We start from the raw sequence: 19,903 nt of genomic DNA on the forward strand, positions 1-19,903 counted from the left end.
ATCCATGTTCCGTTCCCTCGCCTCCGTCGACTACCGCATCTGGTTCGTCGGCGCGCTCGTCTCGAACATCGGCGCCTGGATGCAGGCCACGGCCCAGAGCTGGGTCGTGCTCACCGAACTCACCGACAACGACGCGCTCGCGGTCGGCATCACGATGGCCCTGCAGTTTGCTCCGCAGCTGCTGCTCGTGCCCGTGACCGGCCTCATCGCCGACCGCTTCGAGCGGCGCAAGGTGCTCATGTTCACCCAGTCGGCGCTCATGCTGCTCGGGCTCTCGCTCGGGCTCCTGCTGATCTTCGGGCACGCGGAACTGTGGCACCTCTTCGTCTTCGCCGGCCTCCTCGGCATCGTCAACGCCGTCGACATCCCCGCACGGCAGACCTTCGTCGCCGACCTCGTCTCGTCGTCGAACATGTCGAACGCCGTCGCCCTGAACTCGGCGTCGTTCAACGCCGCGCGCATGATCGGGCCCGCGCTCGCGGGCGTGCTGATCGTGCTGGTGGGCACGGGATGGGTGTTCGTCATCAATGCCGTGACCTTCGTGGCGGTGCTCGTCGCCCTGGCGAAGCTCCGTGGCTCGACGCTGCGCCGCACGCCGCGCGCCTCGCGCGAACGCGGCGCGTTCGTCGCGGGATTCCGCTACGTCGCGGGGCGCCCCGACCTCGTCGTGGTGTTCGCGATCGTGTTCCTCGTCGGCGCGTTCGGCATGAACTTCCCCATCTTCTCCTCCACCATGGCCGTGGAGTTCGGCCGCGGTGCCGGCGAGTACGGCGTGCTCAACTCGATCCTCGCGATCGGCTCGCTGACGGGCGCATTGCTTGCCGCCCGACGCGACCGGGCGCGCATGCGCGTGATCATCGTCGCGGCCGCCCTCTTCGGCGCCGCGGCCGCGGTCTCCGCCGTGATGCCGAGCTACTGGCTGTTCGCCGCATCGACGATCTTCATCGGGTTCGGCGCGGTCACGATGCTCACGACGGCGAACGGGTACGTGCAGACCACGACCGACCCGCTGCTGCGCGGCCGGGTGATGGCGCTCTACATGGCGATCCTCTCCGGCGGCACCCCCATCGGCGCGCCGCTGGTCGGCGCCGTCGCCAACGCCTGGGGGCCGCGATGGGCGCTCGGCGTCGCCGCCGTCGCCGCCGGCCTGGCCGCCCTGATCGGCCTGGGGTGGCTCGTGGTCTCCCGCGGCCTGCGCGTGGTCCGGCACCCCGCGGGCGGGCGGATGCCGCGCTTCGCGCTGTCGTACGCCGAGGCGCCGACCGCCGCGATCGCCGTGCCGATCACGCGGCCCGTCGACCTGCCGACGACGAGCACCGCGCCGATCGACCTCGTCGCGGCGACGGCGCCGATCGAGGTGGTCGAGCCGGCGCCGGCCGGCGTGCCCGGCCGCCACACCGCGCGACGTCCGTCGTCCGCGCCGACGCCGGCGGCGGCCTCGACCGCGTCGGCGCCCCCGGGCGCACCGATCCCGACCGTGCGCCGCGGCCGCGCCGCGACGCAACGATCCGGCGGCTGACGCCCGATTCGAGGCGTGGTCGGCGCCGACGCCGGTCGCATCCGCGCGACTTCGGTGTCCACCCCTTGACCTCGTTCACCCCCCGGGTGATGGTTGGTCGGATCCGGCACCGCCTCGCCGGCGTGTCCGGATGACCCGGACGGCACCGTGCCCCCGGTTCTGACCACCCCATGGGAGAGACCGTGAGAAGAAGAACTCGGAACGCCACGTTCGCCACGGTCGCCGCGACCGCGGCGATCGCCCTGACCGCGACCGGAGCCCAGGCCGCGGTACCGACGAACACGACCGCGCTGCAGGACGCCGTCACCTCCGACGGCATCATGGCGCACCTCGAGGAGCTGCAGGCCATCGCCGACGCCAACGGCGGCACGCGAGCGAGCGGCACGCCGGGGTACGGCGCGTCCATCGACTACATCGAGAGCGTGCTCGACGCGGCCGGCTACGTCACGACCAGGCAGGACTTCACGTTCAACTCCTTCACCGAGCTGAGCGACGCGGAGATGGATCGCGTCTCCCCCGACCCGACGTCGTACGTGCTCTTCGAGGACTTCGTCACCGCGGAGTACTCGGGCAGCGGCGACGTCACCGCGCCGCTCGAGGCGGTCGACCTCGTGCTCCCGCCGGGGAGCTCGGCGAACACCTCGACCAGCGGGTGCGAGGCGTCCGACTTCGACGGCTTCACCTCGGGCAACATCGCGCTCGTCCAGCGCGGGTCGTGCAACTTCTCGCTCAAGGCCGAGAACGCGTACGACGCCGGAGCGAGCGGCGTCATCATCTTCAACGAGGGCCAGGACGGCCGCCAGGAGACCCTGAACGCGACGCTCGGCGACGCGTTCAGCGACCCGATCCCGGTCGTGGGCACCTCGTTCGAGATCGGCGACGAGCTCGCGTCGCTCCTCGCCTCCGGCGAGGTCGTCATGCACCTGAAGACCGACACGCTCATCGAGCTCGACGTGCCGACGCAGAACCTCATCGCGCAGACGCCCACCGGGCGCACCGACCGCGTGATCATGGCCGGCGCCCACCTCGACTCGGTGTCCAGCGGCGCAGGCATCAACGACAACGGCTCCGGCTCGGCCTCGATCCTCGAGACCGCGCTCCAGATGGCGGAGCTCGGCATCCAGCCGCGCAACGCCGTGCGCTTCGCGTGGTGGGGCGCCGAGGAGGCGGGCCTGCTCGGTTCGCAGTTCTACGTCGACTCGCTCTCGAAGCAGGAGTCGAAGAAGATCGAGCTCTACCTCAACTTCGACATGGTCGGCTCGCCCAACTACGCGAACTTCGTGTACGACGGCGACGGCGACGCGTTCGGCATCAAGGGCCCGAGCGGCAGCGACAACATCGAGCACCTCTTCTCGGACTTCTTCGAGTCGATCGGCGTCGCGTCCGAGCCCACGGCGTTCGACGGACGTTCCGACTACGACGCGTTCATCACCGCCGGCATCCCGGCGGGCGGCCTGTTCACGGGCGCCGAGGGCGCGAAGACGGCCGACCAGGTGCCGCTGTACGGCGGTCTCGCCGAGTTCGACGGCGAGCCGGTGTCGTACGACCCGTGCTACCACCAGGCCTGCGACAGCCTCGACCCGGTCGGGGACGGGGCCGACGCCGACCTCTACGAGGCGCTGAACGCCGCGTACGGCGGTGCGCTGGAGTACGACGGCACCATCAGCAACGTCAACCAGCAGGGCCTCGGCGACATGGCCGACGCCATCGCGCACGCGGTCCTCACGTACGCGATGTCGACGTCGTCCGTGAACGGCACGGCGAAGGCCTCGGCCAAGGCGGCGGAGAAGGCCGGCGACCACCTGGGCGCCCACCTGTTCCGCTGATCCTCGGATCGCACGGCCGGCCCTCCGCGTCCACGCGGGGGGCCGGTCCCGTTCCGCGCCCGCGACGGGCTCCGCACCCGTTCCGTCCATGTCGCGCGAATCGACCACCGGATGCCGCCGATCGGTCGATTCACGCGACCTCGGCGGGCGGGCGCGCGGCCCGCGCGCCCGCCCTGTTTCGTGATGTCGCGCATATCGACCCGCCGGGACCGTGGGTCGGTCGATTCGCGCGACCTCGGCGGGTGCGGGCGCGCGCGGTCAGCGGCCGGTCGACTCGCGGACGACGAGCTCGGGCTGGAACTGCACCTGCTCGTGCGTCGCGTCGGCCCCGTCGCCGGCCTCGCGCAGCAGCAGGTCGACGGCGGTGTAGCCGATGAGCCAGGCGGGCTGGCGGATCGACGACAGCGGCACGACGGCGGCCTGCGCGAAGTCGATGTCGTCGTAGCCGATCAGGGCGATGTCGTCCGGGACGCGGAGGTCGCCGAGCATGATGAGGGCCTGCAGCACGCCGACCGCGAGCAGGTCGTTGGCGCAGAAGATGGCGTCGGGGCGATGCTCGGGCGCGCGGTCGCGGATCGCCTCGCCGGCGGCGCGCCCCTCGAGCACGGTGGTGCCCTCCGTCTCGACGACCTCGAGGGTGACGCCGGGGACCTCCGAGGCCGCCCGCCGCGCGCCTTCCAGGCGGTCGGCGACCTGGCGCATCGATGCCGGACCACCCACGAAGGCGATGCGGCGCCGACCGACGTCGATGAGGTGGCGCACGGCCGTCTCGCCCCCGACGACGTCGTCGACGGCGACCGACGAGAAGCTCCGGTCCTCGGACTCGCGGTCGACGAGCACGACGGGCACGCCGCGCGACCGCGCGCGCTCGAGGCGCGGCAGGTCCTCCCCCCGCGGCGAGATGAGCACGCCGTGCACGCGCTGCTCCTCGAAGAGGTCGAGGTAGGCGCGCTCGCGGTCCGGGTTGTCGTCGCTGTTGCCGAGCAGGATCGTCATGCCGTCCTCGGCCGCGCGATCCTCGGCCCCGCGGGCGACGTCGGTGAAGAAGGGGTTGCGGACGTCGAGCACCACGAGGCCGATCGACCGGCTGCGACCCGCGCGCAGCTGCCGCGCGGCGTCGTTGCGGACGAAGCCGAGCTCCTCGATCGCCGCGAGCACGCGCGCGACCGTGTCGGGTGCGACCTTCTCCGGACGGTTGAGCACGTTCGAGACGGTGCCGACCGACACGGATGCCGCGGCCGCGACCTCGCGCACGCTGACTGCCATCCAACTCCCTCCCGCGTCGGAGTCTACGAGGCGTACGCTGGAATCATGGCGGAAAACGTATTCCCCTTGCGCCTCGCGCCAACGTCGTCTACAGTTTGAAACGATTCACGACGAAGGAGAGCTCGACGATGAGCACAGGCACCACGCAGCGGGTCTGCTTCCAGCTGCAGGTCGACCCCGCTCGCCTCGACGAGTACCGCGAACGGCACGCGGCCGTCCGGCCCGACATGCTCCGGGCGATCGAGGCATCCGGCCGGCGCAACTACTCGCTGTTCCTCCGCCCGGACGGGCTGCTCATCGGCTACTACGAGGTCGACGACGACGACGACGCCCAGGCGGCCCTCGCGAACGACCCGCGCACCGCGCCGTGGGAGGCCGAGATGGCCGGGTTCTTCGTCGCGCTCGACGGCGCCCGCCCCGACCAGGGCGCCCCACGACTTCCCGAGGTCTTCCACCTCGAGGACCAGCTCGCCGCGATCGACGCCGACGCGGCATCCGTCACCCTCCGCACAGAAAGCAGCGAACAGTGAGCACGATTCCGCAGACCGTCCTCGACCAGCTGGAGCTCCAGGCGATCGAACTGCCGAGCTGGGCGTTCGGCAACTCGGGCACCCGCTTCAAGGTGTTCGGCACCCCCGGCACGCCCCGCGACCCGTACGAGAAGATCGCGGATGCCGCGCAGGTCAACGCCTACACCAGGCTCGCGCCGACCGTGGCGCTGCACATCCCGTGGGACAAGGTCGACGACTACGACGATCTCCGCGCGCACGCCGAGGGCCTCGGCGTCGCGCTCGGCACCATCAACTCGAATACCTTCCAGGACGACGACTACAAGTTCGGCGCCCTGACCCACGAGGACGCCGCCGTCCGGCGGAAGGCGATCGACCACCACTTCGAGTGCATCGACATCATGCACGCGACCGGTTCGCGCGACCTCAAGATCTGGCTCGCCGAGGGGTCCAACTATCCGGGCCAGGCCGACCTGCGCGGCCGTCAGGACCGCCTGCACGAGTCGCTGCAGACTATCTACGACCGCCTCGGCGACGAGCAGCGCCTCGTGCTCGAGTACAAGTTCTTCGAGCCCGCGTTCTACCACACCGACGTTCCGGACTGGGGCACGAGCTACGCCCAGGTCGCCGCGCTCGGCGAGAAGGCGATGGTCTGCCTCGACACGGGCCACCACGCGCCCGGCACCAACATCGAGTTCATCGTCATGCAGCTGCTGCGCCTCGGCAAGCTCGGCTCGTTCGACTTCAACAGCCGCTTCTACGCCGACGACGACCTCATCGTGGGCGCCGCCGACCCGTACCAGCTGTTCCGCATCATCTACGAGGTCGCGCGCGGCGGCGGGCTCAACCACCCCGACGTCGCGTTCATGCTCGACCAGTGCCACAACGTCGAGGACAAGATCCCCGGCCAGATCCGCTCCGTGCTGAACGTGCAGGAGATGACCGCGCGCGCCCTGCTCGTCGACACCGACGCGCTGCGCGCCGCGCAGGTGTCGGGCGACGTGCTCGAGGCCAACCGCATCTTCATGGACGCGTTCTACACCGACGTGCGCCCCACCCTGGCCGAGTGGCGCGAGTCGCGGGGCCTGGCGGCCGACCCGATGACCGCGTTCGCCGAGTCCGGATACCTCGCGCGCATCGCCGAGGAACGCGTCGGCGGCGTGCAGGCCGGCTGGGGCGCCTGACCATCCAGACCCGTCGCGGGTGCCGGGTGTCCGCCCCCTGCCCCGGCATCCGCGACGCATCACCCGCACGACGAGAGAGGACGATGCGCCCATGACCGCCCCGTACGACGACGCCGACGGACTCGTGCGCGTCTACCCCGCGGATGCCGCGACCGAGCGCCCGACGCCCGCCCTGGTATGGGCGCACGGCGGCGGCTTCGTCGCAGGCGACCTCGACATGCCCGAGGCCGACTGGGTCTCGCGTGCGTTCGCCGCGCGGGGCGTCACGGTCGTCTCGATCGACTACCGGCTCGCCGGCGGCGGATGCCGCTACCCCGAGCCGTCCGACGACGTGCTCGCCGCGTGGCGCTGGACGTCGGCGCATGCCCGGCACCTCGGCGTCGACCCGGCGCGCATCATCGCCGGCGGGGCGAGCGCGGGCGGCAACCTCACGGCGGGCGCCGTGCTCCGCGCGCTCGGCGGCGCCGCGCCGATCCCGGCCGGGGTGCTGCTGGCCTACCCGACCCTCCTCGCCGTGCAGCCGGCGCCGGACCCCGCGCTCCGCGCGATGCTCGACGCGAATCCCGCCGCCGACCGGTTCGGGCCGGCGCGCGTGCGCGCCATGTACGAGGACTACCTCGGCGGCCCCGTCGACGACGCGCCGCTTCCCGCCGTGCCCGGCCGTGCGACGCCCGCCGACGTGGCCGGCTTCCCGCCCGTGCTCATGGTCAACGGCGAGGCCGACGAGCTCCGCGTCTCCGGCGAGGCGTTCGCGGCGACGCTGGCGGCCGCCGGCGTGCCCGTCATCGTCGTGACCGAACCCGGCACCGAGCACGGCCACCTGAACCGGCCCGAGGAGCCCGCCGCCTCCGCGACCGTGGAGCGCGCCCTCGACTGGATCGCCGACCTGCCGCCGCGCCCGACGAGCGTCCCGGCCGCGGCCGGCGCCGACGCCGGCGCCCACGACCGCACCTGACCACCTCCACCATCGAAGGAATCACCTCATGACGAACCAGGCTGCTGCCGACCTCATCGCGCGGTCGAACCGCCTCGGCGCCGACCCGAAGAACACCAACTACGCCGGCGGCAACACGTCCGCCAAGGGCACCGACACCGACCCCGTCACGGGCGAGCCCGTCGAGCTGCTCTGGGTGAAGGGATCGGGCGGCGACCTCGGGACCCTGACGGAGCAGGGGCTCGCGGTGCTCCGCCTCGACCGGATGCGCGCCCTGGTCGACGTCTATCCCGGCGTCGACCGCGAGGACGAGATGGTCGCCGCGTTCGACTACTGCCTCCACGGCAAGGGCGGTGCGGCGCCGTCGATCGACACCGCCATGCACGGCCTCGTCGACGCCGCCCACGTCGACCACCTGCACCCCGACTCGGGGATCGCGATCGCGACCGCGGCAGACGGCGAGGAGCTCACGGCGAAGGTCTTCGGCGACCGGGTGGTCTGGGTGCCGTGGCGCCGCCCCGGCTTCCAGCTCGGCCTCGACATCGCGGAGATCAAGGCGGCGAACCCGCAGGCGATCGGCACGATCCTCGGCGGCCACGGCATCACCGCGTGGGGCGACACCTCCGAGGAGGCCGAGGCCAACTCGCTCTGGATCATCGACACCGCCGCCGCCTACATCGCCGAGCACGGCGACGAGGCCCCGTTCGGCGGCGTCCGCGCCGGCTTCGAGGCGCTCCCGGAGGCCGAGCGCCACACCCGCGCCGCCGCGCTCGCCCCGACCATCCGCGGGCTCGCCTCGACCGACAAGCCGATGGTCGGCCACTACACCGACTCCGACGTCGTGCTCGAGTTCCTCGCGTCCGAGCGCGCGCCCGAGCTGGCCGCGCTCGGCACGAGCTGCCCCGACCACTTCCTCCGCACCAAGGTCAAGCCGATGATCCTCGACCTTCCGGCCACGGCGAGCGTCGACGAGCAGCTCGCCCGCCTGCGCGAGCTGCACGAGGCGTACCGCGCCGACTACCGGGCGTACTACGACGCGCACGCGACGGCCGAGTCCCCCGCGATCCGCGGCGCCGACCCGCTCATCGTCCTCGTGCCGGGCGTCGGCATGTTCAGCTACGGGGCGAACAAGCAGACCGCGCGCGTGGCCGGCGAGTTCTACGTCAACGCGATCAACGTGATGCGCGGCGCCGAGGCGCTCTCGACCTACACCCCGATCTCCGACGCCGAGAAGTTCCGCATCGAGTACTGGGCGCTGGAAGAGGCGAAGCTGCAGCGGATGCCGAAGCCCAAGACCCACCAGGGCCGCATCGCGTTCGTCACGGGCGCCGCCTCCGGCATCGGCAAGGCGATCGCGACGCGCCTCGCGGCCGAGGGCGCGTGCGTCGTCGTCGCCGACCTCGACCTCGAGAAGGCGCAGGCCGTCGCCGCCGAGCTCGGCGGCACGGATGTCGCGATCGGCGTCGCCGCGAACGTCGCCGACGCCGAGGGCGTGCAGGCCGCGATCGACGCCACGGTGCTCGCGTTCGGCGGCATCGACCTCGTCGTCAACAACGCCGGCCTGTCGCTGTCGAAGCCGTTGCTCGAGACCACCGAGAAGGACTGGGACCTGCAGCACGACGTCATGGCGAAGGGTTCCTTCCTCGTCTCGAAGGCCGCCGCGAAGGCCCTCATCGACCAGGGGCTCGGCGGCGACGTGATCTACATCTCCTCGAAGAACTCGGTGTTCGCGGGACCGAACAACATCGCGTACTCGGCGACGAAGGCCGACCAGGCGCACCAGGTGCGCCTGCTCGCGGTCGAGCTCGGCGAGCACGGGGTGCGCGTGAACGGCATCAACCCCGACGGCGTCGTGCGCGGCTCGGGCATCTTCTCGTCGGGCTGGGGCGCGAACCGCGCCGCCACGTACGGCGTCGAGGAGAAGGACCTGGGCAAGTTCTACGCGCAGCGCACGATCCTCAAGCGCGAGGTCGTCCCCGAGAACGTGGCCGACGCGGTGTACGTGCTCACGGGTCCCGAGCTCAGCCGCACCACTGGCCTGCACGTCCCGGTCGACTCCGGCGTGGCCGCGGCGTTCCTCCGATGACCGGACGCGCGGGCGCGGTCGCCGCGGTCGACCTCGGGGCGACGAGCGGGCGGGTGATCGTCGGCCACGTCGACCAGGCGGCCGGCCGACTCGACCTCGACCACGTCGCCCGGTTCCCGAACGGCCCGGTGCGCATGGCCTCCGGGCTGCACTGGGACCTCACGGGCCTCTACCGCGACCTCTCGAACGGCCTGGCCGACGCGTTCCGACGCGAGCCCGGCGTCCGCTCGATCGGCGTGGACTCGTGGGCGGTCGACTACGGCCTGCTCCGCGGCGACCGGGTCCTCGGCGAGCCGTTCCACTACCGGGACGCCCGGAATGAGGCCGCGGTCGAACGCGTCCACGCGCAGGTCCCGTTCGCCGAGCTGTACCGCCGCAACGGGCTCCAGTTCCTGCCCTTCAACACCCTGTACCAGCTCGCCGCCGAGCGGGCGGGCGGATGGCTCGACCTCGCCGGCTCGCTCCTGCTGGTGCCCGACCTCATCGCGTACCAGCTCACCGGCGCGGCCGTCGCCGAGCGCACGAACGCGTCCACGACCGGCCTCGTCGACGTGTCGACGGGCGAGTGGGACGACGAGCTCATCGCGCGGCTCGGCCTGCCGGCGTCCGTCTTCGCGCCCCTCGTCGACCCGGGCACCGCGATCGGCGCACTGCGTGCCGACGTCGCCGCGGACCTCGGCGCGCCCGAGGGCCTCGAGGTGGTCGCGGTCGGCTCGCACGACACGGCGTCCGCGGTCGTCGCGGTGCCGATGCGCGCCGAGTCGGCCGCGTACATCTCGTGCGGAACGTGGGGCCTCGTCGGCGTCGAGCTCGAACGGCCGGTGACGACGGATGCCGCGCGCGAGGCGAACTTCACGAACGAGGGCGGCGTCGACGGCCGGGTCCGGTTCCTGCACAACGTCATGGGCCTGTGGCTGCTCAGCGAGTCGGTGCGCTGGTGGGAGCGCGACGGCGAGGCGATCGACCTTCCCGAGCTGCTCGCGGCGGCGGCATCCGTCACCGGCGAGGTGGCCGTGTTCGACGCGAACGACCCGCGGTTCCTGGCGCCGGGCGACCTGCCGGGCCGCATCGCCGAGTGGTGCGCCGAGCACCAGGTGCCCGCACCGCGGAGCCGCGCCGAGGTCGCGCGCTCGATCATCGAGAGCCTCGCCGAGGCGTTCGCCGGCGCGGTGCGGACCGCGTCCGTGCTCTCGGGCGTCGACGTCGAGACCATCCACGTCGTCGGCGGCGGTGCGCTCAACGAGCTGCTGTGCCGACGCACGGCCGACCGGGCCGGCATCCCCGTGCTCGCCGGACCCGTCGAGGCGACCGCGATCGGCAATGTGCTCGTGCAGGCGCGGGCGCAGGGCTTCGCCGACGGCGACCTCGAGGCGCTGCGCGCGCTGGTCGCGCGGGCGTTCGAGCCCGTCCGCCACGAGCCGTCGGCGCGCTGCGCCCGGCCGGAGGCGCCTCAGTGACCGTGCGCGAGCTGCTGCAGGCCGACGACGGCGAGGCCGAGCAGCACGAGCATGCCGAGCCCCACGACCTGCTCCCACCACGAGAGGCGGCTGCGGCGGACCGCGACGTAGCCGATCAGCGCGAGCGTGACGATGTAGACGATCGACGCGGCCGTGAGCGCCCCCTGCAGCTCGAACACGTCGAGGATCGCGAGCACGAGCAGGATCAGCGGCACGCTGGCCGAGCCGAGCGCGGAGCCGGCCACGCGGACCATCCGGCCGAGTTCGGGCCCGCGCGGGAAGTCGCCGTGGACGACGAGGTGGGAGATGACGTCGGCCACGAAGCCCGCCGCCGTGATGGCGACGATGCCCACGAGCAGGGTGAGCGTCGCGCGTTCGGCGCTGATGTGGTCGGCGTTCTCGTGCTGCACGAGCACGATCGCGAGCCCGGTGAAGGTCGCGTACACGCGTTCCTTGAGCGCTTCGGCCCGCTCCTCGACCGGCAGGTCGTCGCGACGACGGCGTCGGCGCGAGGTGCGATGCGTCGACGCGGGTGCGGGCTCCGGCTCCTCCATGCGCGTCACCGTACCAGTCGCTCGCCGCGGGCCGCGATGCGCACGGCACCCTCTGCGAGGATCGAGGCATGACCGACCAGCGCCTCCTCGTGACCGTGCCCGGCGAGACCCTGCGCCGGGCCCTCGCCGCGACCCCCGGCGGCGTGCCCGACGGGGTCGACGTGGTCCTCTGGGACCTCGCCGGCCCCCCGCCCGCCGAGGCGCACGGGCGTCGCATCGGCATCGTCGTCCCGCCCTACATGGGCGCCGCCGCACGCCTCGGCGCCCTGCGCGGCGTCGACGTCGGCCTCGTGCAGTCGCAGTCGATCGGGTACGACGACGTGGCCGATGCGCTGCCCCCGGGCCACCTGTTCGCCAACGCGGCCTCCGTGCACGAGACGTCCACGGCGGAGCTCGCGGTCGGCCTCGCGATCGCGGCGCAGCGCGGCATCCCCGACTTCGTGCGCGCCGCGACCGAGGGCCGGTGGGCGCCCGCACGCCACGCGAGCCTCGCCGACCGTCGCGTGCTGCTCGTCGGCTACGGCGGCGTGGGGAGGGCGATCGAGGCGCGCCTGGCGGGCTTCGAGGTCGAGCTGACCCGCGTCGCCGGCCACGCGCGTGACGACGAGCGCGGACGCATCCACGGCGCCGACGAACTGCCCGACCTGCTGCCCGCGGCGGAGGTCGTCATCGTCGTCGTGCCGCTCTCGGACGAGACGGCCGGGATGGTCGACGCCGGCTTCCTCGCCGCACTGCCGGACGGCGCGCTCGTCGTGAACGTCGCGCGCGGGGCCGTCGCCGACACGCGCGCGATCCTCGCGGAGGCGACGAGCGGCCGGCTCCGCTTCGCGCTGGACGTCACCGACCCCGAGCCGCTGCCCGACGGGCATCCGCTGTTCTCGCTGCCGAACGTGCTGGTGTCGCCGCACGTCGGCGGCGCGACGACGGCGATGATGCCGCGCATGGCGCGGCTGCTCCGCGACCAGGTCGAGCGGATGCTGCGCGGCGACGAGCCGCGCAACGTCGTGCTCCGCAGCTGACCGCCCGGGCCGATCCAGGACCCGCGACCCGAGAGGACTCCCCCATGCCGCAGTTCGACCACGCCTTCGACTGGGTCCGCCGGCGCGTCGCGGACGGCGTGCTGCCCACGGCGGTGCTCGGCGTCGGGACGGCCGACGGCGTCGTCGCGCTCGACGCGTTCGGCGCGGCATCCGTCGACGACCACTACCCGCTGTTCTCGATCACGAAGCCCATCGTCGGGCTCGCCGCACTGCGGCTCGTCGAGCAGGGCCGGCTGACGCCCGACACGCCGCTCGAGCGCGCGCTGCCCGGCTTCGGCGCCGGGCGCGACGACCTGGTCCGGCTCCGCCACCTCGCGAGCCACACGTCGGGCATCGTCGAGCCTCCCCTCGACGCGCCCGACCTCCGGGCGTCGCTGCTGGCGCCCGGCAGGGACTTCGCCGCGGGCACCGTCTCGCGGTACTCGACCATCGCCTTCGAGGGCATCGCGGCCCTCATCGAGGACGCGTCCGGCTCGCCGTGGGAGCGGGCCGTCGCGGACGTCGGAGACCGGGCGGACGCGCCGGGGTTCACCTTCGACGCCGACGCGTCCCGGCACGAGCCGGTCGACGCCGCCGCGCAGGGCCTGGACTACGCCCGGTTCGCCACGCTGCGGCACCCGGGCGCCGGGCTCCTCGGGCGTGCGGCCGACCTGCTCGCGCTCGGCGGCGCGCTGCTGCGCGACGACGGCGCGGTCGTCGCACCGGTGACGGCGGCGGCCATGCGACGTCCGCTCACGGCGGGCCTGCAGAAGCTCGAGCCGTATCCCGCCTCGCGCGGCCAGGACTGGGGGTTCACCTGGAACCTCCGGCACTCGTCGCCCGGCCTGCTCACGTCGGACACGTTCGGCCACGGCGGCTGGGCGGGCACCGAGTTCTGGATCACCCCGTCGCTCGGCGTCTGCTTCGTGCTCCTGACGAACATCGGCGGTGGGTTCGGGCGGCTCGGCGCCGACGGCGACGAGTTGCACAACGCGGTGGCCGCGGCGGCCTGAACCGCGGCGCGCCCGGGCCGTCGTCGCCGCGACGGCCCGCGCGCACGGTCAGGCCGAGGCCGCGTCGAGCCGGGCGAGCTCGTCGTCGCCGAGCTCGAGCGTCGCCGAGGCCAGGAGCGCCGGCAGCTGCTCGGGCGTGCGCGCGCTCGCGATCGGCGCGAGCACGGTCGGCTGCCGCCGCAGCCAGCCGAGCGACACCGATGCCACGTCGACCCCGTGCGCGGCCGCGACCTCGTCGAGCGCGGCGAGCACGCGGCGACCGCGGTCGTCGAGGTAGGCGGATGCCGCCCCGGCGCGCGGGCTCGCTCCGGCGCGGGTCGCGTCGGCGTCGTCGCGGTACGTGCCGGCGAGGAAGCCCTTCGCGAGCGAGAAGTACGGCAGCACCGCCAGGCCCTCGCGCTCCGCGCGCTCGCGCAGTCCGTGCTCGTATCCGCGCTCCACGAGGTTGTAGTGCGGCTGCAGGGCGACCGCGCGGTGGAAGCCGTTCGCCGCGGTGACGGCGAACCACTCGTCGATGCGCTCCGGCGTGTAGTTCGAGATGGCGATCGCCCGGACCTTCCCCGCGTCGACGAGGCCCGACAGTGCGCCGACGGTCTCCTCGAGCGGAACCGACGGGTCGTCGAAGTGCGCGTAGTAGAGGTCGATGCGGTCGGTGCCGAGGCGCTGCAGCGAGGCATCCGCCGCGGCACGGATGTTCGCGGCCGAGAGGCCTGGGAACGACGGGTGCGTGCTCACCTTCGTGGCGATGACGACGTCGTCGCGGTTGCCGCGCGCCGCCGTCCAGCGGCCGATGATCGCCTCGCTCTCGCCGCCCGTGTGCCCGGACACCCAGTGCGAGTAGCCGTCGGCGGTGTCGACGAGGTTCCCGCCCGCCTCGGCGAACGCGTCGAGCACCGCGAAGGACGTCGGCTCGTCGGCGGTCCAGCCGAAGACGTTCCCGCCCAGATTGAGGGGGAACACCTCGAGCTCGGTGTCGGCGATGCGGGTGCGGGGTGCGGCGGCGGTCTCGGTCATGCGGCTCCTCGGTTCGGCTTCGGACGCTCTCCGACCGACAACGCATCGCGCCGGACCGTATTCCGGACCGGTGCGGACCCCGGGGTCGGGGCACGCCCGCAACCGCGGTTCAGGGCCTCCACGCTGGTGCACCCGGCCCGACCGCGGGATGATTCGCACATGGAGGCCGTACTGGAGCTGGAGATCGGGCCGGGGCCCGATCCGGACTCCTACGTCGTCCACGTGCTCCGCTCGATCGGCGGCGGCGAGCCCAGCGAGACGTTCTCGCTCGACCTCGACGCCCTGGTCGACCGGCGCGACGACATCGAGTCGAGCGTGCTCGCGTCGGCGGTCGCCACGCGACGGGTGATGACCGACTCGGAGGCGGCCGTGCAGCAGGTCGGCCGCAAGCTCTTCGAGGCGGCGTTCACGGGCGAGGTCCGGACGGCGTACCGCACGAGCGTCGCGGTCGCGGCCGAGCGCGGCACGGGGGTGCAGATCGCGCTGCGGCTGCGGGCCCCCGGCCTCGCCGCGCTGCCGTGGGAGGCGCTCTTCGATCCGGCGGAGGGGGCGTACCTCTGCCGGAAGGACCCGCTCGTGCGGCACGTGCCGGCCTCGTTCTCGCCGCCCGCCCTCCGCATCGAGCCACCGCTGCGCGTACTGGCCATGGTGTCGTCGCCGCGCGGCCTGCCACCGCTCGACGCCGAACGCGAGCGCGACCTGCTCAACGCCGCGCTTCGCTCGCACATCGCCGAGGGACGCGTCGAGATCGAGTGGCTCACCGAGGTCACCTGGCCCGAGGTCCACGACCGGCTCCTCGACCGCGAGTGGCACGTGCTGCACTTCATCGGGCACGGCACCTACGACACCGAGACCGACGAGGGGGTGCTCGCCTTCGTCGACGACCACGGACGCGCCGACTACGTGCCCGCCTCGAGCCTCGCCGACCTGCTCGAGGAGGCCGAGCCGACTCCGAGGCTCGTGCTCCTGAACTCCTGCCGCTCCGGTGCGGGCGGCACCGCCGACCTGTTCTCCGGCACCGCGGCCGCCCTCGCGCACAGCGGCATCCACGCGGTCGCCGCGATGCAGTTCTCGATCAGCGACAGCGCGGCGATCCAGTTCTCGCGCGGCTTCTACTCGGCGCTCGCCCACGGTCGCGGCGTCGACGAGGCCGTGCGCAGCGGCCGCATCGGCATCCTCGGAACCGGCCGGGGCACGCTGGAGTGGGTGACGCCCGTGCTCTACCTGCGCGGCGACGACACGCGGCTCTTCGACATCCACCCACCGGAGCGGACGCAGCCGATCGCGGCGCCGCCTGCAGCCCGGCCGGAGCCCGAGCCGGAGCCCGAGCCGGAGCCCGAGCCCCAGCCGGAGTCGGAACCGGCGGCCGAAGCGGAGCCGGCACCGCCGGCCGAGCCGGAACCGACGACACCCGGTGCGGCGCTCGAGACGCCCGTCGTGCCCGCCCGGCCGCCGACGGTCCGCGAGACCCCGATGCCCCCGCCACCGCCGCCACCGCCGCCTCCGCTGCGGCAGCCGCCGACGACGCCGCCGCCGCGACCATCGCCGCCGCTGACGGACGGGCCGCCCTGGTGGACCGCCCCCACGCCCACGACGACCGGACGCACCGCCGGGACCCGCCCGCCCGGACCGCCCCGGACGACGGCGGCACGCCCGTCGCCCGGACCCCGGCCGAAGCGTCGCACGCCGCCCTGGATCCCCTGGGTCGTCGTCGCGATCCTCGTCGCCGCCGCCATCGCCATCGCAGCGCCGATCGTGTTCTCGGCGATCGACGGCGGCGCCACCGGCTCCGGCAGCACGACCGGCTCCGCGGCGAACACCGACGAGGGCACCGGAGGTGGTCCTGCGGACGGGGCCGCCTCCGCCGCGGCGCCCGACGAGGGCGCGCTCGCGGCGGGTCCGGCGGACGCCGAGGTGACGCTCGAGGACGGCGCCGGGTGGGTCACGACCGGCCTCGCGTGCACGGCGGGCGACACGTTCCACGTCGAGGCCGCGGGACGCATGCGCTGGGACGGCACCGACGCGTCCGGCGTCGGCCCGGAGGGGGCCGCGACCGGCGGGCCCCGCGTCGTGTCCGGCCTTCCGTTCGCGGCCGTCATCGGCGGGCTCGACACCGCCGATGAGCGGTTCGCGGTGACCGAGACCGCCGCCTACCGCTGCCCCAACGCCGGGACGCTCTGGCTCCGCGTCAACGACGACGCCCCCGCCGACAACCGCGGCGCATTCACCGCCGACGTCTGGTTCCACCCGGCGACGTGAGCCGCGGCCGAGGGGCGGCGGGCCTACGATCGAGGGGTATCCCGACGGAAGGTCCCCATGCCCGCATCGGCAGAACCCCGTGTCGCCCTGTACTTCGACTTCGACAACATCGTCATCTCGCGGTACGACCAGCTCCACGGCGACGGCGCATACCGCAAGGACACCAGCCGGACGAAGAGCGTCTCCCCCGGCACGCAGGCCGGCCGGCGCCTCCAGGAGGCGACGGTCGACGTCGACGCCGTGCTCGACTTCGCCGCGACGTACGGCACGATCGCGATCGCCCGCGCCTACGCCGACTGGTCCACCCCCGTGAACGCGAGCTACCGCACGCAGCTCATCGACCGCGCGGTCGACCTCGTGCAGCTGTTCCCCCTCTCGGCGACGAAGAACGGCGCCGACATCCGCCTCTCGGTCGACGCCATCGAGGACCTCTTCCTCATCGAGAACCTCTCGCACCTCGTGATCGTCGCAGGCGACTCCGACTACGTCGCACTCGCGCAGAAGGCCAAGAAGCTCGGCCGCTACGTCGTCGGCATCGGCGTCGCGGGCGGCACGAGCCGCGCGCTCACGGCGGCGTGCGACGAGTACGCGGACTACGACGCGCTGCTGGCGACGGATGCCGCGGTGCGCGACGACGAGGCCGAGGGCGCGTCGAACGGCGAGGCGGCGGGCGCCGAGACCCCGGCGAGGTCCGCGCGGGCAGGCGGGGGCGCGGGCTCCGGCTCCGCGAAGTCCGAGCCGAAGTCCGAGCCGAAGAAGCCCGCCAAGTCGGGCGGCAAGGCGACCGAGTCCGCCCCGTCCGACGCCAAGCCGGCCGACGAGGCGCAGCCCGGACCCCGCAACCCCGGCCGGCTGCTGCTCAAGGCGCTCGAGCTCATGCGCGCGAAGAGCGACGAGGAATGGCAGATGTCCGGGTCGGTGAAGAACCAGATGCTGCGGATGGATCCGAGCTTCCAGGAGCGCAAGCTCGGCTTCGCGTCGTTCACCGACTTCCTGAAGTCGCGGGGCGGCGTCGTCGAGCTCGACGAGGACTCCGGCCAGAACCGAGTCCGGATCCGCCCGAAGAAGGGCTGACCCTCCCCTTCCCGCGGCCGTTCTGGGATGATTCGGGGAACGGCCCGTTCGCGGTGCGTGCCGGTCCGAGGCCGTTCGGGAGCCCGGATGGACGCGGTGCTGGAACTGGAGATCGGGCCGACCCCCGAGGCCGGCACCTACCTGGTCCGCGTGCTCCGCTCCGAGGGTGGCGGGGAGCCGTCCGCCTCGGTGCGGCTCGACGTCGACGCGCTGACCGCCCGGCGTCCGCTGCTCGAGGCCAGCGTGCTGTCGTCGGCGGTCCCGTCGCGGCGGGTGCTGCCCGCGACCGAGGCCGCACTGCGCGACGTGGGACGCACCCTGTTCGAGGCGACGTTCCAGGGCGAGGTCGGCGCCGCGTACCGGGCCAGCGCCGCCGTCGCGGCCGAGCGGGAGGGGCGTCTGCAGCTCGTGCTCCGACTGACCTCCGCCGAGCTGGCCGCGCTGCCGTGGGAGACGCTGTTCGACCCGACGGACGGCACGTACCTGTGCCGGCGCGAGCCGCTGGTGCGCCACGTCCCGTCGCCGCACTCGACCGCGCCGCTCGCGATCGAGCGCCCGCTCCGCATCCTCGCCCTGGTCGCGTCGCCGAGAGGCCTGCCGCAGCTCGACGTCGAGGCCGAGCGCGAGCGGCTGGAGGACGCGCTGCGGCCCCAGGTCGATGCGGGTCTCGTCGAGCTGGCCTGGCTGGAGGAGGCGTCGTGGGCGAACGTGCACGCCCGGCTGCTCGAGGGCGGATGGCACGTGCTCCACTTCATCGGCCACGGCGACTACGACGAGGCCGCCGACGAGGGCGTGCTCGCGTTCGTCGACCCGGACGGACGCGCCGACCTCGTGCCCGCGCACGCCCTGGCCGACCTCCTCGACGAGGCGGAACCGACGCCGCCGCTCGTCGTGCTGAACTCGTGCGACTCCGGTGCCGCGAGCCCGTCCGACCTGTTCTCGGGCACGGCCGCGGCGCTGGCGCACAGCGGCATCCGCTCGGTCGTCGCGATGCAGTACTCGATCAGCGACGGAGCGGCGCTCGCCTTCGCGCGCGGGTTCTACACGGCGCTCGCACAGGGCCGGCCGGTCGACGACGCGGTCCGGAGCGGGCGCATCGGCATCCTGGGGACCGGTCGCGGCACGCTGGAGTGGGTGACCCCGATCCTGTACGTGCGGGGCGACGAGACGCGGCTCTTCGCGAGTCCGGCCGCCGGTGCGGCGGGCGGCGGCGCGCCCCCGGCCGCCCCGCCGGGTTCTTCTGTCAGCGGGTCCCCGCCCGCGTCCGGGCGGACCCGTGCCGTGCCCCGTTGGCTGCCGTGGGCGGGCGTCGCCGCCGCGGCCGTCGCGATCGTCGTCGCCGTGCTCGTCGCCGTCCGACCGTGGGAGACGGCGGACGGCGGCTCCGACGGATCGGGCGGCTCGGACGCCGTGGAGGGCATCGGCGGGACGTCGCGGATGGTGGTGCAGGTGGACGCGGACGCGACCTCCACGTGGACCGAGGCGTGGTGCGAGGAGGGGAGCCGGCTCGACATCACCGCGACCGGCGAGGCGCAGCCGGGCGCAGGCGGCGCCCCGTTCGGTCCGGATGGGATGGCGGAGGGCGTTCAGCCGGAGGACCGGATCATCGCCGACGTCCCCACCGGTGCGCTCATCGGCTCGCTCGAGGACACGGACGACCCGCTCTTCCCGATCGGATCGAACGCGCACTACGTGTGCCCGGTGAGCGGAACGCTGGTGCTCGGCCTGAACGACACGACGATCGCGGACAACACCGGTGCGTTCGAGGTCACGGTCACGGTCGTGCCCGCGCAGTGACGTGACGACGAACACCGGAGACGGAGGAGACGACGGATGCGACGACTGGCGATCTACACGACGGCCGACGGCGACGAGGTGGCCGTGGAGGTGGCCGACGACGCGATCGCGCCCGGCGTCACGACGCGTGGCGGGGGCGCCGGCGGGCTCGTCGAGCGCACGCAGCAGAACCTCGACGACGTGCTCGCGCACGCCCGGCCGGCGGTCCGCTCGCTCCTGCGGCAGCTCCGCGAGCACGACGACGCGCCCGACGAGCTCGAGGTCGAGTTCGGCATCCAGGTCAGCCTCGAGGTGGGCGCGTTCATCGCGAGCGCCGACTCGTCGGCGAACTTCCGCGTGACGATGCGGTGGCGGCAGCCCGGCCCGGGCGGCGGCGCCTGACCGGGTCCGCG

General features: G+C 73.5%; 16 protein-coding genes. 13 read left to right on the forward strand and 3 right to left on the reverse strand.

Annotation, left to right across the window (positions count from 1 at the left end; genetic code table 11):
* Positions 1–4 precede the first annotated feature (4 nt).
* Both ABD230_RS06190 and ABD230_RS06195 read left to right on the forward strand, forming a co-directional pair.
* Positions 5–1,519, forward strand: a complete 1,515-nt coding sequence (locus ABD230_RS06190) for an MFS transporter (RefSeq protein WP_344370442.1) — start codon at positions 5–7, stop codon at positions 1,517–1,519.
* A 170-nt stretch (positions 1,520–1,689) separates the two neighbouring features.
* Complete coding sequence (locus ABD230_RS06195; protein WP_344370445.1) at positions 1,690–3,345, forward strand: M28 family metallopeptidase; 1,656 nt, start codon at positions 1,690–1,692, stop codon at positions 3,343–3,345.
* Positions 3,346–3,603: 258 nt separating this feature from the next.
* Here the strand turns inward: ABD230_RS06195 and ABD230_RS06200 are convergent, their stop codons facing one another.
* Positions 3,604–4,611: a LacI family DNA-binding transcriptional regulator gene (locus tag ABD230_RS06200; protein ID WP_344370449.1), complete on the reverse strand. Its 1,008-nt coding sequence runs from the start codon at positions 4,609–4,611 to the stop codon at positions 3,604–3,606.
* Positions 4,612–4,739: 128 nt separating this feature from the next.
* Between ABD230_RS06200 and ABD230_RS06205 the strand changes: the two genes are divergently transcribed.
* The 5 genes from ABD230_RS06205 to ABD230_RS06225 all read left to right on the forward strand — a co-directional run bounded on the left by ABD230_RS06205 (position 4,740) and on the right by ABD230_RS06225 (position 10,781).
* Positions 4,740–5,141: an L-rhamnose mutarotase gene (locus tag ABD230_RS06205; protein WP_344370455.1), complete on the forward strand. Its 402-nt coding sequence runs from the start codon at positions 4,740–4,742 to the stop codon at positions 5,139–5,141.
* Entirely contained in the window at positions 5,138–6,304 is a 1,167-nt protein-coding gene (gene rhaI / locus ABD230_RS06210) for an L-rhamnose isomerase (protein WP_344370457.1), read from the forward strand. Before ABD230_RS06205 ends, rhaI begins: the two co-directional genes overlap by 4 nt.
* A 91-nt stretch (positions 6,305–6,395) precedes the next feature.
* Positions 6,396–7,259, forward strand: coding sequence for an alpha/beta hydrolase (locus ABD230_RS06215; RefSeq protein ID WP_344370460.1), 864 nt, complete (start codon positions 6,396–6,398; stop codon positions 7,257–7,259).
* A gap of 28 nt (positions 7,260–7,287) precedes the next feature.
* Complete coding sequence (locus ABD230_RS06220; protein ID WP_344370462.1) at positions 7,288–9,324, forward strand: bifunctional aldolase/short-chain dehydrogenase; 2,037 nt, start codon at positions 7,288–7,290, stop codon at positions 9,322–9,324.
* Positions 9,321–10,781, forward strand: coding sequence for a rhamnulokinase (locus ABD230_RS06225; protein ID WP_344370465.1), 1,461 nt, complete (start codon positions 9,321–9,323; stop codon positions 10,779–10,781). Before ABD230_RS06220 ends, ABD230_RS06225 begins: the two co-directional genes overlap by 4 nt.
* On the opposite strand, the gene ABD230_RS06230 is transcribed toward ABD230_RS06225, so the two are convergent.
* Positions 10,775–11,335, reverse strand: a complete 561-nt coding sequence (locus ABD230_RS06230) for a hypothetical protein (protein ID WP_344370467.1) — start codon at positions 11,333–11,335, stop codon at positions 10,775–10,777. The two genes, ABD230_RS06225 and ABD230_RS06230, sit on opposite strands and share 7 nt — an antisense overlap.
* Before the next feature lie 68 nt (positions 11,336–11,403).
* Between ABD230_RS06230 and ABD230_RS06235 the strand changes: the two genes are divergently transcribed.
* Both ABD230_RS06235 and ABD230_RS06240 read left to right on the forward strand, forming a co-directional pair.
* Complete coding sequence (locus ABD230_RS06235; protein ID WP_344370470.1) at positions 11,404–12,354, forward strand: 2-hydroxyacid dehydrogenase; 951 nt, start codon at positions 11,404–11,406, stop codon at positions 12,352–12,354.
* A gap of 44 nt (positions 12,355–12,398) precedes the next feature.
* On the forward strand, positions 12,399–13,367 hold the full coding sequence (locus ABD230_RS06240) for a serine hydrolase domain-containing protein (RefSeq protein ID WP_344370473.1): 969 nt from the start codon (positions 12,399–12,401) through the stop codon (positions 13,365–13,367).
* Positions 13,368–13,415: 48 nt separating this feature from the next.
* Here ABD230_RS06240 and ABD230_RS06245 read toward each other — a convergent pair whose 3' ends face one another.
* Positions 13,416–14,381 (reverse strand): aldo/keto reductase, encoded by a 966-nt coding sequence (locus ABD230_RS06245; protein ID WP_344370476.1) that lies wholly within the window; start codon positions 14,379–14,381, stop codon positions 13,416–13,418.
* A 159-nt stretch (positions 14,382–14,540) separates the two neighbouring features.
* On the opposite strand from ABD230_RS06245, the gene ABD230_RS06250 reads away from it, so the two are divergent.
* The 4 genes from ABD230_RS06250 to ABD230_RS06265 all read left to right on the forward strand — a co-directional run bounded on the left by ABD230_RS06250 (position 14,541) and on the right by ABD230_RS06265 (position 19,892).
* Positions 14,541–16,640 carry a CHAT domain-containing protein gene (locus ABD230_RS06250; RefSeq protein WP_344370477.1) on the forward strand — a complete coding sequence of 700 codons (2,100 nt, stop codon included), beginning with the start codon at positions 14,541–14,543 and terminating at the stop codon, positions 16,638–16,640.
* Between the two features lie 57 nt (positions 16,641–16,697).
* Positions 16,698–17,714 (forward strand): NYN domain-containing protein, encoded by a 1,017-nt coding sequence (locus ABD230_RS06255; protein WP_344370478.1) that lies wholly within the window; start codon positions 16,698–16,700, stop codon positions 17,712–17,714.
* A gap of 87 nt (positions 17,715–17,801) precedes the next feature.
* Positions 17,802–19,511: a CHAT domain-containing protein gene (locus tag ABD230_RS06260; RefSeq protein ID WP_344370481.1), complete on the forward strand. Its 1,710-nt coding sequence runs from the start codon at positions 17,802–17,804 to the stop codon at positions 19,509–19,511.
* Between the two features lie 36 nt (positions 19,512–19,547).
* Positions 19,548–19,892, forward strand: coding sequence for a CU044_2847 family protein (locus ABD230_RS06265; RefSeq protein ID WP_344370484.1), 345 nt, complete (start codon positions 19,548–19,550; stop codon positions 19,890–19,892).
* Positions 19,893–19,903: the final 11 nt, after the last annotated feature.

It is taken from the genome of Agromyces tropicus (assembly GCF_039531345.1).
Lineage (GTDB): Bacteria > Actinomycetota > Actinomycetes > Actinomycetales > Microbacteriaceae > Agromyces > Agromyces tropicus.